This window comes from Amycolatopsis sp. WAC 04197 (assembly GCF_003947475.1).
In the GTDB taxonomy this organism is placed as follows: domain Bacteria; phylum Actinomycetota; class Actinomycetes; order Mycobacteriales; family Pseudonocardiaceae; genus Amycolatopsis; species Amycolatopsis japonica.
In genome coordinates this window covers 261,420-278,040 of the sequence record NZ_QHJK01000014.1, presented here as the reverse complement: position 1 = coordinate 278,040, position 16,621 = coordinate 261,420, and the positions used below count along the sequence as shown (strand labels likewise).

The following is a 16,621-nucleotide window of genomic DNA, read 5'->3' as shown; positions in this document are numbered from 1 at the left end:
CGTGGCACCCGTGCTGGTGAGGCTCGCGCTGCGGCGCGCGGTGCGTGAAGCCCGGTACGTCCGGCCGGTTCCCTTCGGCCGGGCGACCGGGCTCGTACGCGACGTCTACGGACGGCTGGAACGCGATTTCGGGATGCTGGCCCCGCCGGTGGCGGTGCATTCGCCGTCACCGCCGGTGCTCGCGGCGAGCTGGGTGATGCTGCGGGAATCGCTGGTGGCGGCGGGGGAGACGAGCCGGGCGGACCGGGAGATCGTCGCGACACTGGTGTCGCGGGCGAACTCGTGCCCGTACTGTGTCGAGGTCCACGGGATGGCGCTGGAGTCGCTCGGGCGTTCCTCCGAGGCCGCGGCGATCGCTTCGGGCCGTCCCGTGGCGGATCCTCGTACGGGGACCCTTTCGGCGGGGGCCCGGTCGGAGCTGACCGCGGTCGCGTTCGCGTTCCACTACCTGAACCGGGTGGTGAGCGTTTTCCTCGGGCCGTCACCGTTGCCGCCGACCGTGCCGGATTCGGCGCGGGCGAGGGCGAAGGCCGTCTTGGGGCGGTTCCTTCGGCCGGTGAAAGGGGCTCCGCCGGGGGAGTCGCTGGACCTGCTGCCGGTGGGCTCCCGGGATTTCGGCTGGGCCGCGGGCAATCCTGTGGTCGAGGACGCGTTCTCGCGTGCTTCGGCGGCGTTCGCCGCGTTGCCGGTGCCTTCGTCCGTGCGGGACGTCGTGGAGCGGGAACTGTCCACTTGGGACGGTGTCCCACCCGGGTTGAGCCGGTCCTGGGTGGACGCCTACGACGATCCCGCGGTGCGCTTGGCCTTGGTGGTCGCGAAGGCGCCTTATCAGGTGGACGACGCTTTGGTGGCGGCCGCGGGGCTGGGTGATCGGGAGCTGGTCGAGTTGGTGGGGTGGGCGAGTTTCACGGCCGCGGCCCGCGCCGTTTCGCTCTCGAGCGTGCGGGGCTGTTGAGGGCGAGGCGGAGAGCACGGCCGACTTGGCCGGCCGGCGCGTTGCGAAAGCCACTTTCGCAACCTTCACCGTTGCGAAAGCGGCTTTCGCAACCCAGCCACCTTTGCTTTCCCGCCGCGCTCAGCCGGCCGGGCAGACGGTGCCCGGAGCGGGAAGCGACCCGTCGAGCAGGTAGGCGTTCGCCAGGCCCCGGACGCACCCGCTCCACGGGTAGGCGGTGTGCCCGATCCCGTCGTAGGTGAGCAGCGCGGTCTTGGTGGGCAGCTGACGGTGTACGTTCGCCGCCCACGCGTGGCCGGTCGCCGGATCATGCTTCGGGTTCGTCAGGAGGATGGTCGGCGTGCGCGGGTCGACGCGGGCGGTCGCCGGCGGGTTGTTGACCTCGGACGGCCAGCCCGCGCAACCGAGCCAGGCTTCGCGCAACTCGGTGGAGTAGCGCATGTTCGGGGCCGCCGCCCGTTCCGCGGCGACGAGCCGGTCGAGCTGTCCCTGGTCGGCAACGCGCATGTCCCAGTCCTGGCACAGCACGGGCAACCGTCCATTCGAGACGGTGTCGCCGGAGGCCGTGGTGACCGCGGAGTCCGGCTGTGCCTCGGGAGTCCCGATGTGGAGGCTGGCCAGGAACCGGCCGAGGCCCACCAGGTCGGCCCGGCTGAGATTTCCGTACGCGGTCTGGAGGACGTACCAAGGGGAACTCGGGTTGGTGGGTTCACCCTCGTACAGCTTGCCTTCGTCGGCCGCGGCGAGCAGTTCCCGCCAGCGGGCGAGCACGTCCTCGCCGTGCAGCGCGCACTCCGTCGAAACCGAGCACCAGGAGGCGAACTCGGCGAGCGCGTCCTCCGCCGCTCCGGCCGCGGTGGCGGCGAAGTCCGTCAAACCGAGACTGTGGTCCATGTTGCCGTCCAGGACCGCGGCACGCAGACGGTCGCCGTGCTGCCGCGCGTACTGCTGCCCGATGAGGGAGCCGTACGAGACACCGAAATAGCTGATCACCGGTTCGTCGAGGGCGATGCGGAGATCGTCCAGATCGTCGGCCACCGCCCCGGTGTCGACGTGGTCGAACAGCGGGCCGCTGCGGGCGCGGCAGTCGTCGCGAAGGGCACGGTTGTCCGCCACGAGCCGGTCGAATTCGGCCTGGGTCCGGGGTGTCGCGGCGGCGAGTCCTCGCACGAGTCCGCTCGCGCACTGGATGGGCTGACTGGCCCCGATACCCCGAGGATCGAATCCGACGATGTCGAAGCGCGCGCGGATCTCCTCCGGGAACAGCGCTTCGCTCTTGAACGCGAAGTCGACGCCGGACGCCCCCGGCCCGCCCGGATTCACGACCAGCGCACCGATCCGGCGCCCCGGATCGGTCGCGGGAATCCGCGCGACCGCCATCCCGAAGGTGCCCTTGCCCGGATCGGCGCGGTCGACGGGCAGGGGCAGGGTCGCGCACTGGGCGGTTTCGTGGTCCGCGCACGGGGCCCAGGCGAGCGCGGAGGACGCCGCCGTCGCCGGGGCCGCGGTGGAGAGGACGAGCGCGACGGCGGCCAGTGCGATCGTGGTCTTGCGGGTGCTCATCCGCCCACGCTAGCCACAGTGGACAGTGCCCGGCACTGGCCGATCGGCCCGGATCACTCGGCCAGATGACCGATCCCGGTCAACAACTTGAGAGAAGACTCCGCGTCCGCCCCCGGTTCATGCTTGACCGGACTGCGCGAACGGACGGCGGCCGCGTATCTGGGGACAGAGCCCGGCGCCGGGACCGGATTCCGTGACTTGAGTGGTTGAGAGCTAGGGGAGTGCGGTGGCATGAGCGTTGAGCGGATTTCGATTGTCGGTATCGGTCTCCGATACCCGGACGCCGGTTCCCCGGAAGAGCTGTGGGAGAACGTCCTCGCCGGCCGCCGGGCGTTCCGGAGGCTGCCCGACGAGCGGATGAACCGCGAGGACTACTACTCGCCCGACCCCAAGGCGCCGGACCGCTTCTACGCCCAGAAGGCCGCGGTCCTCCGCGACTACGAATTCGACCGGATCAAGTACAAGGTCGCGGGCAGCACGTTCCGCTCGACCGACACCACACACTGGCTGGCCCTGGACGTCGCCGCGCAGGCGCTGGCCGACGCGGGCTTCCCCGAGGGCGAGGGGCTGCCGAAATCCGCCACCGGCGTGGTCATCGGCAACAGTCTCACCGGCGAGTTCTCCCGTGCCAACATCATGCGGCTGCGCTGGCCGTACGTGCGCCGCACGGTCGCGGCGGCGCTCGCCGAGCGCGGCTGGGCCGACGGCGACACCGCAGAATTCCTCCACGATCTCGAGGCGCAGTACAAGGCACCCTTCCCCGAGATCGACGAGGACACGCTCGCGGGCGGGCTGGCGAACACGATCGCCGGCCGGGTCTGCAACTTCTTCGACTTCGGCGGCGGCGGGTTCACTGTGGACGGTGCCTGCTCGTCGTCGCTGCTTTCCGTGGTCACGGCGGCGAACGCGCTTTCGGAAGGCGACCTCGACGTCGCCATCGCCGGTGGTGTCGACTTGTCGATCGACCCGTTCGAGGTGATCGGGTTCGCCAAGACCGGCGCGCTCGCCAAACGCGAGATGAAGGTCTACGACGCCGATTCCAACGGGTTCTGGCCCGGCGAGGGTTCCGGAATGCTCGTGCTGATGCGCGAAGAGGACGCGATCGCGCAGGGCAAGCGGATCTACGCCACCATCGGCGGCTGGGGTGTCTCGTCCGACGGCAAGGGCGGCATCACCCGCCCCGAGGCTTCGGGTCACCGCCTCGCGCTCAAGCGGGCGTACGACAAGGCGGGGTACGGCGTCGAGACCGTTTCCTACTTCGAGGGCCACGGCACCGGGACCGCGCTGGGCGACGCCACCGAGATCGAGGCGCTCTCCACCGCCCGCCGCGACGCCGATCCGCTCGCCGAGCGGGCCGCGCTGAGCACGATCAAGGGCAACATCGGCCACACCAAGGCCGCGGCCGGGGTCGCCGGGCTGATCAAGGCGACCTTGGCGGTGTACCACCAGGTCATCCCGCCCGCGACCGGCCATTTCGACCCGCACGAGTCGCTGGTCGGCGACTCCGCGCGGATGTACGTCCCCGCCGAAGCCGGGCTGTGGCCTTCGGACCAGCCGGTCCGCGCCGGTGTCTCCGCGATGGGGTTCGGCGGCATCAACTCGCACGTCACCGTCACCGAAGCGCCGGGCGCCGCCCGTCGCAAGGAGCTCGACGAGCGGACCAGGTCGCTGGTCGCCGGACGGCAGGACAGCGAACTCCTGCTCCTCGACGCCGACGACGCCGCGTCGCTGCGCGGCCGGGTGACCGGTCTGCTGGAGATCGTGCCGAAGCTTTCCTTCGCCGAACTCGCGGACCTCGCGGGCACGCTTTCGGCCGAGCTGTCCGGAAAGCCGGTCCGGGCGGCGATCGTCGCGGCCGGTCCGGACGACGCCGAGCGCAAACTGGCCAAACTCCTCGACCTTCTCGGCGAAGGGGAGCCCGAAGTCTTCTCCGCCAAGGAAGGCATCTTCGCCGGCTCCCGCTCCCAGTCCCCGAAAATCGGTTTCCTGTTCCCCGGCCAGGGTTCCGGGCAGGGCAGGGTCGGCGCGCTGCGCAAACGCTTCGCGCACGCCGACGACATCTACCGCGCCGCGAACCTGTCCACCGGCGCCGACCAGGTCGCCACCGATGTCGCGCAGCCGCGCATCGTCACCGGTTCGCTCGCCGGGCTGCGGGTCCTGAAGAGCCTCGGCATCGAGGCGGGCACGGTCGCGGGCCACAGCCTCGGCGAGCTCACCGCCCTGCACTGGGGCGGCGCGCTCACCGAACGCGAAGTGCTCAAACTGGCCAAGATCCGCGGCAGGGTGATGGCGACCGCCAGCGACGGGAACGGTGCCATGGCGGCGATCGCGGCCACACCGAGTGTCGCCGAAGGGCTCGCCGAGGGCGAAGAGGTCGTCATCGCGGGCTACAACGCGCCCGAGCAGACCGTCCTTTCCGGACCGGCGGAGGCGATCGACCGCGTGGTCGCCCGTGCCCGTGCGGAAGGGGTCACCGCCGCCCGCATCAACGTCTCGCACGCCTTCCACTCGCCCGCCGTCGTCCCGGCCGCCGAGGCGATGACCGGGGAACTCGCCGCGATCGATTTCGCGCGGCTCGACCGGCCCGTGGTCTCCACGGTGACCGGTGACGTCCTGCACGCCGCCGAGGACCTGCGCGATCTGCTGCGCGACCAGGTGGTCCTGCCGGTCCGCTTCCGCGAGGCGGCCGCGAAGGTCGCCGAGCGCAGCGACCTGGTGATCGAGGTCGGCCCCGGCCGCGTGCTCACCGGTCTGCTGGGCACGATCGCGCCCGGCACCCCGGTGCTTTCGATCGACACCGACAGCCTGACGCTCGCCCCGGTGCTCAAGGTCGCCGGTGCCGCGTTCGCGTTCGGCGCGCCGCTGGAGACGTCGGCGCTGTTCGCCGGTCGCGTCGTGCGGCCCCTGCCCGTGGACGGCGAATTCTCGTTCCTCGCCAGCCCGTGCGAGGCCGCGCCGTCGATCGGCGAAGTCCTGACCCGCGACCGCGTCGCCGAGCCCGCCGAGGCGGCCGCCGGAACGGCTTCGGAAAGCGGCGGCAGCAGCACCCTCGACCTGTTGCGCAAGCTCGCGTCCGAACGCGTCGAACTTCCGCTCGAAGCCGTCACCGCCGACACGCATCCCCTCGACGATCTGCACCTTTCCTCGATCACGGTCGGCCAGCTGGTCAACGACGTGACCAGGGCGCTCGGCCGCCCGGCGCTGGAGGGCATGCCGAACTTCGCGACCGTGTGCCTCGGCGAACTCGCCGAGATGATCGACGAACTCGCGCAGACCGCCAAACCCGCCGACGGCAACCAGGCCGAGGTCGCCGGCGTCGGGCCGTGGGTGCGGCCGTTCGCGGTGGAGTACGTCGTCGCGCCGAAGCCGTCGCCCGATCTCGCCACCGGCATCTCCACCGCGGAGTGGACGGCGTTCGCCCCGGCCGGTCATCCGCTGGCGGAGCCGCTGCGCGCGGCACTGGCCACGGCGGGCGTCGGCGTCGGCGTCCTCCTCTGCCTGAACGCCGACAGCGGTTCCGGCGACGTCGGCCTGTTCCTGGACGCGGGCCGCGCGGTGCTGGCCGCGCCCAACGGCACGCGGTTCGTCGTGGTGCAGCACGGTCTCGGCGCCTCCGGTCTGGCGAAGACGCTCCGGCTGGAGGACCCGTCGGCCCGCACCACGATCGTCGACCTCGCCGACCTCAGCCCGGTCGACCCCGAAGCCCTCGACGCCGCGGTGTCCACTGTGGTCACCGAAGTGGCGGCGACGACCGACTTCAGCGAAGTCCGCTACGACACCGCCGGGGTCCGCACGGTGCCGAAGCTCGCGGCGCTGACCCCGGCCGAGGCCGAGGGCACCCCGCTGGACACCGGCGACGTCCTGCTCGTCACGGGCGGCGGGAAGGGCATCACCGCCGAGAGCGCGTTGGCGCTGGCCAAGGATTCCGGCGCGAAACTGGCGCTGCTCGGCCGGAGCGACCCGGCCGACGACGCCGAACTCTCGGAGAACCTCGGCCGCATGGCGGCGGCGGGAATCACCTACCGCTACGAGCGCGCCGACGTCACCGACGCACGGCAGGTGGCCGACGCGATCGGCCGGGTGCAGGCCGAATTCGGCCCGGTCACCGCGGTACTGCACGGCGCGGGCCGCAACGAGCCCGCCGCGCTGTTCTCCTTGACCGAGGAGAGCTTCCGCAAGACCCTCGCCCCGAAGATCGGCGGTCTCGACGCCGTCCTCGACGCGGTCGACAAGGACAAGATCAAGCTGCTGGTGACCTTCGGCAGCATCATCGGCCGGGCGGGCCTGCGCGGTGAGGCGCACTACGCCACGGCCAACGACTGGATGACCGAACTGACCGTGCGGTTCGGCCAGGAACATCCTCAGGCGAGGGCGATCGCGCTCGAATGGTCGGTCTGGTCCGGGACCGGGATGGGCGAAAAGCTCGGGGTGGTCAGCGCGTTGATGCGCGACGGCATCACCCCCATCCCGACCGAGGAGGGCATCGAGATCCTCCGTCAGGTCGTCGGCGACCCGGCCGCCCCGTCGGTACTGGTCGTCTGCGGCCGCACCGCCGGGCTGGCCACCCTGCCGGTGGAGAAGCGCGAGCTGCCGCTGACCCGCTTCGTCGACCGCGCCGTCGTGCACTACCCGGGGGTCGAGCTGATCACCGAGGCCGACCTGTCCGCAGGCAGCGACCCGTACCTTGCCGACCACCTGCTCGACGGCCAGCTGCTGTTCCCGGCGGTGATCGGCATGGAGGCGATGACCCAGGTCGCCAAGGCCGCACTGGCCGCGGAAACCCTGCCGGCGCCGGTGTTCTCCGACGTCGAGTTCCTGCGCCCGATCATCGTCTCGCCGGGCGGATCGACCACGATCCGGCTCGCCGCGCTGGCCAGGGACGCCGAAACGGTGGACGTGGTGCTGCGCAGCGGGGAGACCGGCTTCAGCGCCGACCACTTCCGGGCCCGGCTGAGCTTCTCCCGGCCGGATCCGCTCGGTGACACCGTCGCCCGCGACGTCGCGCTGCCGCCGGTGCCGGTGGACCCGACGACCGAGCTCTACGGCACGGTCCTGTTCCAGGGCAAGCGATTCCAGCGGGTCACCGGCTACCGGCGGGCCAGCGCGCGGCACGCGGTCGCGGAGATCGCGACCGGCGCCGAGGTCGACTGGTTCGCGCCGTTCCTCCCGCAGGAACAGCTCCTGGCCGACCCCGGCACCCGCGACGCGATGATGCACGCGATCCAGTGCTGTGTCCCGGACGCGACCCTGCTGCCGCAAGGGATCGAGCGGCTGTACCTCGCCGAACCCGGCGAGCAGCACCCGGAGTACGTGCTCCTCGACGCCCGCGAGCGTGCGCAGGACGGTGACAGCTACGTCTACGACCTCGACGTCCGCAACCCCGACGGGAAGCTGGTCGAGCGGTGGGAAGGGCTGAAGCTGCGCGCGGTGCGCAAACGCGACGGTGCGGGGCCTTGGGTCCCGTCGATGCTCGGGTCCTATTTGGAGCGTTCCGTCGAACGACTGCTCGGCTCGTCCCGCGCGATCGTCGTCGAACCGGACCCGGTGGGCGTTTCGGTGGAGACCACGCCGGAACGCCGGGCGCAGACGGCACTGGCCGCCGGCCGCGCCGTCGACGCGCCGCTGGAGATCCGCTACCGCCCGGACGGGAAACCGGAGGCCGACGGGGTCGAGGTGAGCGCGTCGCACAGCGCCGAGCTCACCCTGGCGATCGCGGGAGGCGGCCGGATCGCGTGCGACGTCGAAACGGCGATCGAACGCACGCCGGAGGACTGGGCGGGCCTGCTCGGCGAGGATCTGCTCGCGGTGGGCGAACTGCTGGCCGCGGACGCCCGCGAGCCGCTTTCGGTGGCGCACACCAGGGTCTGGAGCGCGCTCGAATGCGTGCGCAAGACCGGGGACATGACGCAGGCGCTCACCGTGCACCGGGTCGATCCGGACGGCTGGGCGGTGCTTTCCCACGGCGCCGCCCGTATCGCCACCTGGGTGACGACCGTCAACGACCGGACCGATCCCGTGGTCTTCGCGGTGCTCCAGGGAGAGGAGAGCTGACATGGCCGACTACTACGAGATCCTCCACACGGTCGGATTCGAAGAGACCAACCTGGTGGGCAACGTCTACTACGTGAACTACGTGCGCTGGCAGGGCCGGTGCCGCGAGATGTTCCTGAAGGAGAAGGCGCCCGCGGTACTCGAAGAGGTCCGCCACGACCTCAAGCTGTTCACGCTCAAGGTGGACTGCGAGTTCTACGCGGAGATCACCGCGTTCGACGAGCTGTCCATCCGGCTGCGGCTGGAAGAGCTGACCCAGACCCAGATCCAGTTCACCTTCGACTACGTCCACCTCACCGCGGAAGGTGAGCGGCTGGTGGCGCGCGGACGGCAGCGGATCGCGTGCATGCGCGGCCCGAACACGGCCACGGTGCCCAGCCGGGTGCCCGAACAGCTGCGTGAGGCGCTGGCCCCGTACACGGTCGACGGCAAGGGGGAATGACGTGGGCACGCTGGAGGAACCGTCGCGGCCGGTGCTGAAACGGCTGCCGACGCCCGTCGCCCGGCGCCGGTTGTCCGCGCAGGCGGGCCTGCGGGAGGTGATGGGCCAGTTCGCCACCGGGGTCACCGTGCTGACCGCCGGCGGCGAACGGGCACACGGGATGACCGCCAACGCCGTCACCTCCGTCTCGCTGGAGCCGCCGATGGTGCTGTGCTGCGTCTCCCGCGCGGCCCGGATGCACGAGGCGATCGTGACGGCGGGCTCGTACGCGGTCACGGTGCTGGCGTCGGACCAGAAGGACCTGGCGAAGTACTTCGCGGACTGGCGCCGCCCGGCCGGGATCGCCCAGTTCGACTCGGTGGACTGGACGGCCGGGCCGCAGACCGGCGCCCCGCTGCTCGACGGCGCGCTGGCGTGGCTGGAATGCGAGCTGGCGGAGGTTTACGAAGGCGGTGACCACTCGATCTTCCTCGGCAAGGTGGTCGCCTCCAGCCGCGGCACCGCGCAGGACTCGCTCGTCTTCTACAGCGGCGGCTACCACCAGATCGACGGCCGCATCCGGGCATCGGCCTGACAGGAGAGGAAATGCCATGACCACCAACGAATCCGCCACGCCCGCTCCGGCGCCCATCGCCGAACGGCCGCCGGTGGTGACCACGATGCCCCGCCTCGGACGGGGGGTGTGCTGGCGCGACATCGTGCGCGAGATCGAACTCGACGAGCTCGAGCGTGAGGCCCGTATGAGGGAGGCGGCGTGACCCTGCAGGGCGATCCGGGCGCCCAGCGCACGGAGGACTCCGAGGTGGTGCCGCTGCCGGAAGACCGGCTGCGGCGCTCCCGGATCCCGAGGCCGACCGACGGGCGGGTGATCCCGCTCGCCCGCGGTGCCGAGCCGGTGCATCCACCGGAACCGACGATGCCGTTGCTGCGCACCCAGCGCGACGAACTGCGCGAGCACATCGTCGACGGACGGCTCGACGGCGTCCGCCGTCAGCACTCGCTCGGCAAGCACACCGCGCGCGAACGGCTGGACCTGTTGCTGGACCCCGATTCCTTCACCGAGGTCGAGCTGTACCGGCGGCATCAGGCGAGCGGGCTCGGGCTGGCGGAGAACCGGCCGTACACCGACGGCGTGATCGCCGGCTCGGGCACCATCGACGGACGGCGCGTGTTCGTCTACGCGCAGGACTTCACCGTTTTCGGTGGTTCGCTCGGCGAGGCGCACGCGGCCAAGATCCAGAAGGTGATGGATCTGGCGATCGCCACCGGCTCGCCGCTGATCGGGCTCAACGACAGCGGGGGAGCGCGGATCCAGGAAGGGGTCATGGCGCTCAACGGCTACGGCGGCATCTTCCGCCGCCAGGTCGAGGCGTCCGGCGTCATCCCGCAGATCAGTGTGGTGCTGGGGCCGTGCGCGGGCGGGGCGGCGTATTCGCCCGCGCTCGCGGATTTCGTCTTCATGGTGCGCGACACCGCCCGCATGTACCTGACCGGGCCGGACGTCGTCGAAACCGTGACCGGGGAACGGGTCAGCCACGACGAACTGGGCGGCGCGGACGTGCACGGCGCGTCGTCCGGGGTGGCGACCGTGGTGCACGACGACGAGGAGAGCTGCCTCGCCGACGTCCGGTACCTGGTGTCGCTGCTTCCGTCGAACTACCTGGACCCCGCGCCCCGCGAGCCGTCGCAGGACGCGGGCAAGGACCGGCGGCCGCGGTTCGCCGAACTCGTCCCGGTGGAGCCGAACAAGCCCTACGACATGCGTGACGTGTTCTCGGAACTGGCCGACGACGGCGAATTCTTCGAGCTGCACGAGCGATGGGCGCAGAACGTGCTGTGCGCGCTCGCGCGGATCGACGGGCGCGTGGTCGGCCTGGTCGGCAACCAGCCGGTGGTGTTCGCCGGCGTGCTCGACGGCCCGGCATCGCAGAAGGCGGCGCGATTCGTGCGGTTCTGCGACGCGTTCAGCATCCCGCTGGTGACCCTTGTGGACGTTCCGGGCTTCCTGCCGGGCGTCGAACAGGAGCATTCCGGGATCATCCGGCACGGCGCGCAACTGCTGCACGCCTACTGTGAAGCGACCGTGCCGCGTGTGCAGGTGATCCTGCGCAAGGCGTACGGCGGCGCGTACATCGTGATGGACTCGCGGTCCATCGGGACCGACCTCTCACTGGCGTGGCCGACCAACCAGATCGCCGTGATGGGCGCCGAGGGCGCGGTGAACGTGTTGTTCCGCAAGGATCTCGCCGTCGCACCCGATCCCGACGCGTTGCGCGCGCACCTGGTCGCCGAGTACACCGAGGAGTTCATGAACCCGCAGTATTCGGCGGAACGCGGCCTGGTCGACGACATCATCGACCCGGCGGACACCCGGTCCGCGGTCGCCAGAGCGCTGGACATGCTGCAGGACAAGCGAAAGGCGGCGCCTCAGCGCAAGCACGGCAACCACCCGATCTGAACGGGGGAACCATGTCACCGTCCGGAATGGACAGTGCGCCGGTCTTCCGGGTCCTGCGGGGGGACCCGGAAGACGCCGAACTCGCGGCGCTCGTCGCCGTCTTCACCGCGACGGCTTCGGCCGCGCCCCCGCCCGCGGCGCCGGCCCGGTCGGCCTGGTCGCCGCTCGTCGCGCCGACCTGGCGTACCTCCGCGCTGCGCTGAGCCGCGCGCGAAAACGACCGCGCTGCGCGTTTTGTGGTCGTGAGTGGCAAGTGTCGTTAGAACGACCCGAAACACTCACGACCACCCGCACCGACCCCTCGCCTGCCGCCGCGTCGCCCGACGTCGCGAAAGCCACTTTCGAGACGTCAGACGTCCCGAAAGTGGCTTTCGCGACGTGTCCTCACGCGAGCCGGCGCGCGGCCTCGGTCTCCCGCCGCGGCGGATACGTACTGTGCCCGGTGTGCACGGCGACGTAAAGGATTCCGCCGTCGACCACCGTCTCCAGCTCCGTTCGCTGCCAGGGCTCGAACGCGCCCCCGCAGGCCGCGCAGGTCCGTTGCCGCTCCGCCGCGCTCATTGCCGGTCCCGCTGCTCGGGGACCGAGGGGTCGGGCCACGACAGGCCGAGCAGGTCGACGTCGAGCTCGTCCTCGGCATAGATCTCATACGGGTCGAGACGTTCGGTCATGGCGTGCTCCTTGGGTTTCGGGGTACCACAAGGGCACTACCGGCACCCGGTCACCGGCGACTTTTCCTTTGCGCATCGCGCGCGCCCGGCATCCTCGATCGTGTCACGACCGGCTCCCGATCGGACGGGGTCATCCTTGGTTGTCAAGTGAGTCGTTCATCGAAGGCCGGGAGGAACGCCATGACGGCACAGGTGCGAATTTGGGTCGTGACCGATGATCTCGACCCGCGCGGGGCCGTCGAGGCCGACGCGACGGCGTTCGTCCCGGAGCCGAGGCAGGCCGCCGAAAACGATTTCCCGGCCGAGCACATCGTCCTCGGCTACAACTAGCCCACCCCCGTACGACGGCACGGACGAAGAAGACCGCCGGGTATCGCGCGCGCGAGAATGAAGATCGCCCGCGAACCGGCCAGACCACGAGGAGGCCTTCGGATGGCTATGCGCCTCCAGCTCACGTCGGGTTTGCAGGTGCTGGAAGAATGGGCGATCAATGCTCCGCAGGCTGACCGCAATGTCATCTACGAAGCGCTTTTCGCGGTGGCCGACGGATCCGCGTTTCTCATTTACGACATTTTCGGAGATGGCCGCGATCCGCATCAGTTCATCATTCTGGTGAAACACGACCTCGTCATCAGGATAGGACTCAAACGGACCGATTCCTCGTTCGAGATCGTCTACATCGGCGCGCTGGAGCACGGGACACCCGCCGCGGCATGGGCCGACGACGTCGACGGCTCCTGAGCCGGTACCGCTGAACGGCCCAGTCCGCGCCTCGGTACCGGCAGCCTTTCGTACCAGTGGATCATGTGTTCCTCACCTTGACATCGTCCAGTTCGGCGTGAAATTCTGCGAGTGTTTGCGGATGGGGAAATTCTGCCGGTCTGGAATTGCGGTCGTCGAGGTCTGGAGGCATGAAAGATGTCATCTCCTGAATTCCCTGGATTGGATGTTTCCACACGGGTGCGCGCACGTGACATCCAGATGGCCGGGGTCGCCGACGTCCGCCGGAGGGTGCTGATGATCTCCGGCGCCATCGACACCACCGAGCACGACATCTCGGTCAGCGTCAATCTCCCCGAACCCGGCCGCTGGCAGGTGATCAAATCCGAGACCAATCTGACCGACAAGACCTGGGTCGCGATGCAGGTCGTCACCGACGAGGACTCGACCTTCGTCAACGACGCCGACACCCTCGTGCTTTCCCGCCAGTTCTCGAAATCCTTCATGACACCGGATCAGCGCCGTCTCACCTTCTACGATGGTGAGGTCCGGCCCGGCGAAGCCGTGCTGAAGGTGTACTCGCTCGACGCCGGCGGACGGAAGCCGACCTACTCCTATTCCCGCTACAGCCCGATCGCCACCGACACCGCCGAGCAGTCGCAGCAGACACTGGACGAACTGATCAGCAACGGGATGAAGCAGCGCCCCGTGATCGAGCTGATCGTCCCGGTGACCGTGATCGGCTGAGCACGCCGGTGATCACCTTCGTCCCGGAACCGCATCTGCTCGAATCGCCGCGCGGGCGGGAGTGGCCGGTCGTCCCCGGTTCCCGTGCGGCGATCACCCCCGAGCCGCCGTCCGCCGCCGACGTCGTGATCGTCGGGGCGGGTCCGGCCGGGCTCGCCGTCGCTTCCGCCCTGTGGCATCACGGCGTCCGCGACCTCGTCCTCGTCGACCGCGACGGCCGTCCCTGCGGCCGGTTCTTCGACCGCGTCGACCTGCTCGGCCAGCGCGTGCTGCGGTCGCCGTACGAGCACCACCCCGGCGTCGAGGGCTACCGCGACTGCGAACTGCTGGACTTCGCGCGGTTGCACTGGTCGGTGCTGACCCCGGTGGAGCGCCGGGAGATCCGCATGGCGCAGGCCGGACATCGCTCGGTCGTCCCGGTCGACGTCTTCGAGGCCTATTGCCGTCACCTGGCCGCGAGCCATCACGTCACCGAACGGACCTGGCGCGGCTCGGTGCGCGAGGTGCTGCCGACCTCCGACGCGGTCACCGTGCGCGCGGACCGGTTCTCCGTCACCGCGCGCCACGTCGTGCTCTGCCTCGGCGAGGAGCGGCGGTCCGCCCCGGACACCTGGTGGGGCGGCGGCCATCCGCCGCGCGGCGTGACCTATTGGGACGAACCCGTTCCCAGCGGCGGGAAACGGCTCGCCGTCGTCGGCGCCGGACTCACCGCCGCACATCTGATCTCCAACGGCCTCGCCCAAGGGCGCGAGGTGCACTGGGTGGTCCGCGAAGCGGGCGAACGCTATCAGTGCGCCGACGTCAACTCGTCGTTCTTCCGCCCTGAAGGCCGTGCCCGCTTCGACGGAGTGGGCTGGTCCGAAAGACTCGAACTGATGGGCCGGTTCCGGCGCGCGTCGATCATGTTCGAGTTCCGGCCGATGCTCGAGGCGGCCGAAGCCGAAGGGCGGCTGATCGTGCATCGCGGCAAGGCGATCACGAAGGTGACGCCGGGCGTCGGGCTCCACCTCGAAGACGGTTCGCGGGTTTCCGTGGACCACGCCGTACTGGCGCTCGGGACCACGCCGTCGATCGGCGACGGCCTGATGCCCGACGAGGCCGTGCTCGATCGCGGCGGCTGGCCGAGGCTGGACGAACGCACTTTCGCCTACACCGGCGCGCCCCGGGTCTTCGCCGTCGGCGCGGCCGCGGGGATGGCGCTGGGCCCGGCCGCCCGCAACATCGACGGCCATCGGGTCGCCACCGCCCGGGTCGCGGCGGCGGTCTCCGGGAACCTGCGCCGGGACACCCCGCTGAGGATGGCCACAAAGGACGTCGCCCGTGTCTGAACCCTACGACTCCCGGTTCACCCTGCCGTCGATCGACGACGCGCCCTCGACCGAGTCCGGGGTGATCCTGCTGGGCCTGGACGCCGAACGCCTGCTCGCCGGGGTCGGGCTGGCCCGGCTCGCCGACGAACCCGCGCTGGTGGCCCTCGCCGTGGACCAGGCCCGGCACGAGGCGCTCGACCTCGGCCTCGGCGCGCTCGTCGAGGCGGGAATCCTTCGCTGGCGCGCGGTCCGCCCGTTGATCGAAGCAGGTCCGGAGACGACGGCGGCGGGCTCCCTGCGCCGAGAATGGGAACACGCCACCGCGCGGGTCACCGCCACGGTGACCGGGCTGGGGCCGGCATCGGTGGCGTGCCTCGCGGCCTGCTGGCTGCGTCGCGACGACGTCGACGTGTTCGCCGAGCACCGGCGGGCGCCGGAAAACGGGAGCGATACACAGGATGTCCTATCTCGGGTCTTTGCCGACTGACACCACACTGCTGCAGGTCTTCCAGAAGTTCCCCGCACCCGCGGCGAAACTGCTGGACCTCCACGAACTGCTCATGCGGGCGCCGTCGGCGTTCGGCGCGGGGGAGCGGGAGCTGATCGCGGCCTACGTCTCCGGTGTCAACGACTGCGGGTACTGCCACGGGGTCCACACCGTCACCGCGGAGGCTTTCGGTGTGCCGGAAGGACTTCTGACGGCCGCGCTGGCCGATCTCGACTCCTCGCCCGTGGACGACCGGATGAAGCCCGTGCTGGCCTACGTGGGCAAGCTGACGCGCACTCCGTCGCGGATGACCGACGCGGACGCCGAAGCGGTGTACGCGGCGGGCTGGGACGAGACCGCGCTGCACGACGCCGTCCTCGTCTGCGCTTTGTTCAACTTCATGAACCGGATGGTCGAGGGGCTCGGCATCCGCGCCGACGCCGCCTACGCGAAGATCTCGGGCGTGCGGTTGAAGGAAGGCGGCTACGCCGGCCTCGCGAGGCTGCTCGAAGAGGCTTCCCGCTGACTGCTCCATTCGAGTGCGGGTAAGCGTGTGATGACCACGAGCGGTCACCCTGCCGCGCTGAGATCGGCCCGCCACTTTCCGTCGTCGGGAACGGTGCCGATTACGCCGTTCGGTGCCCATGATCGCGGAAACGGAGCAGACGAAAGGCGTCTTCCGGCGTAGGTGAAAAGCACATGCCCGCGATGATGCATGGCACTGGCCGCGTACCCACCCTGAGCAGCACGATTTCCTCATCGAAGGAACACCACCGAACAGCCTGGGAGCCATCGATGATGAACACCGCGACCGACAACGTCCGCTCGCTCTTCGCCGTCCGGGGGATCGACACCGGGTTCGCCGGGGACCAGGTCGAGCTCGTGATCGACCGCTTCGACCATTGGACCAACCAGCACCGCGGTGAAGCATTCAGCTGTTTCACCGGCGCCTGTTGCACCGCCCCGCCGCTGGCCGAAGCGAGCTGAGGAACACCCCTCCGGCCGTCACTCGCACCCCGAAGGCGAGTGGCGGCCGGTTTCGTGTGCGGGCCACCTGCCGCCACGTCGACGGAAAGTAGCCGACCGACTGCGGATTCCGTCGAGGGGTGACTCTTTCGCCTCGCCGCCCCCGCGCCGGGCCCGGCCGACTCACCACCCGAACGGTGGAACGCGTTCCGTGCGGGCGTGTTTATGTTGGGGCCATGGGGGTGTGCGTG

At 70.2% G+C, this 16,621-nt stretch carries 16 protein-coding genes; 14 read left to right on the top strand and 2 right to left on the bottom strand.

The features are described from left to right. Window position 1: 1 nt before the first annotated feature. Window positions 2–955: a carboxymuconolactone decarboxylase family protein gene (locus DMC64_RS38640; protein ID WP_125737533.1), complete on the top strand. Its 954-nt coding sequence runs from the start codon at window positions 2–4 to the stop codon at window positions 953–955. A gap of 120 nt (window positions 956–1,075) precedes the next feature. On the opposite strand, the gene DMC64_RS38635 is transcribed toward DMC64_RS38640, so the two are convergent. Next, a complete protein-coding gene (locus DMC64_RS38635; RefSeq protein ID WP_125737532.1) occupies window positions 1,076–2,518 on the bottom strand; it encodes an alpha/beta hydrolase in 1,443 nt (480 codons plus the stop codon). Between the two features lie 231 nt (window positions 2,519–2,749). On the opposite strand from DMC64_RS38635, the gene DMC64_RS38630 reads away from it, so the two are divergent. From DMC64_RS38630 to DMC64_RS38610, 6 genes are all read left to right on the top strand, one after another. After that, the gene (locus DMC64_RS38630) at window positions 2,750–8,569 is read left to right on the top strand and encodes a type I polyketide synthase (RefSeq protein WP_125737531.1); all 5,820 of its coding nucleotides are present in this window, start codon (window positions 2,750–2,752) and stop codon (window positions 8,567–8,569) included. Between the two features lies 1 nt (window position 8,570). Next, window positions 8,571–9,011 carry a thioesterase family protein gene (locus tag DMC64_RS38625; protein ID WP_037347784.1) on the top strand — a complete coding sequence of 147 codons (441 nt, stop codon included), beginning with the start codon at window positions 8,571–8,573 and terminating at the stop codon, window positions 9,009–9,011. A 1-nt stretch (window position 9,012) separates the two neighbouring features. Beyond that, on the top strand, window positions 9,013–9,585 hold the full coding sequence (locus DMC64_RS38620) for a flavin reductase family protein (protein ID WP_037347782.1): 573 nt from the start codon (window positions 9,013–9,015) through the stop codon (window positions 9,583–9,585). Between the two features lie 16 nt (window positions 9,586–9,601). Beyond that, window positions 9,602–9,769, top strand: a complete 168-nt coding sequence (locus DMC64_RS43090) for a DUF6222 family protein (protein WP_199755229.1) — start codon at window positions 9,602–9,604, stop codon at window positions 9,767–9,769. Window positions 9,770–9,927: 158 nt separating this feature from the next. Then, entirely contained in the window at window positions 9,928–11,469 is a 1,542-nt protein-coding gene (locus DMC64_RS38615; protein ID WP_370325657.1) for an acyl-CoA carboxylase subunit beta, read from the top strand. 11 nt (window positions 11,470–11,480) lie between these two features. After that, entirely contained in the window at window positions 11,481–11,672 is a 192-nt protein-coding gene (locus DMC64_RS38610) for an acyl-CoA carboxylase subunit epsilon (RefSeq protein ID WP_125737529.1), read from the top strand. Between the two features lie 181 nt (window positions 11,673–11,853). Here the strand turns inward: DMC64_RS38610 and DMC64_RS43085 are convergent, their stop codons facing one another. Beyond that, window positions 11,854–12,030: a hypothetical protein gene (locus DMC64_RS43085; protein WP_199755228.1), complete on the bottom strand. Its 177-nt coding sequence runs from the start codon at window positions 12,028–12,030 to the stop codon at window positions 11,854–11,856. A 290-nt stretch (window positions 12,031–12,320) separates the two neighbouring features. On the opposite strand from DMC64_RS43085, the gene DMC64_RS43080 reads away from it, so the two are divergent. The 7 genes from DMC64_RS43080 to DMC64_RS38580 all read left to right on the top strand — a co-directional run bounded on the left by DMC64_RS43080 (window position 12,321) and on the right by DMC64_RS38580 (window position 16,391). Next, on the top strand, window positions 12,321–12,470 hold the full coding sequence (locus DMC64_RS43080; protein ID WP_162836918.1) for a hypothetical protein: 150 nt from the start codon (window positions 12,321–12,323) through the stop codon (window positions 12,468–12,470). 102 nt (window positions 12,471–12,572) lie between these two features. Further along, window positions 12,573–12,881, top strand: coding sequence for a DUF6235 family protein (locus DMC64_RS38605; RefSeq protein WP_016332236.1), 309 nt, complete (start codon window positions 12,573–12,575; stop codon window positions 12,879–12,881). A 240-nt stretch (window positions 12,882–13,121) separates the two neighbouring features. Further along, complete coding sequence (locus DMC64_RS38600) at window positions 13,122–13,607, top strand: DUF6423 family protein (protein WP_016332237.1); 486 nt, start codon at window positions 13,122–13,124, stop codon at window positions 13,605–13,607. An 8-nt stretch (window positions 13,608–13,615) separates the two neighbouring features. After that, the gene (locus DMC64_RS38595; RefSeq protein ID WP_125737528.1) at window positions 13,616–14,935 is read left to right on the top strand and encodes an FAD-dependent oxidoreductase; all 1,320 of its coding nucleotides are present in this window, start codon (window positions 13,616–13,618) and stop codon (window positions 14,933–14,935) included. After that, the gene (locus DMC64_RS38590) at window positions 14,928–15,404 is read left to right on the top strand and encodes a DUF6187 family protein (protein ID WP_125737527.1); all 477 of its coding nucleotides are present in this window, start codon (window positions 14,928–14,930) and stop codon (window positions 15,402–15,404) included. Before DMC64_RS38595 ends, DMC64_RS38590 begins: the two co-directional genes overlap by 8 nt. Beyond that, a complete protein-coding gene (locus DMC64_RS38585) occupies window positions 15,376–15,930 on the top strand; it encodes a carboxymuconolactone decarboxylase family protein (protein ID WP_125737526.1) in 555 nt (184 codons plus the stop codon). The genes DMC64_RS38590 and DMC64_RS38585 overlap by 29 nt, the downstream gene beginning before the upstream one ends. Window positions 15,931–16,199: 269 nt before the next feature. Continuing rightward, on the top strand, window positions 16,200–16,391 hold the full coding sequence (locus tag DMC64_RS38580) for a hypothetical protein (RefSeq protein ID WP_037347770.1): 192 nt from the start codon (window positions 16,200–16,202) through the stop codon (window positions 16,389–16,391). Window positions 16,392–16,621: the final 230 nt, after the last annotated feature.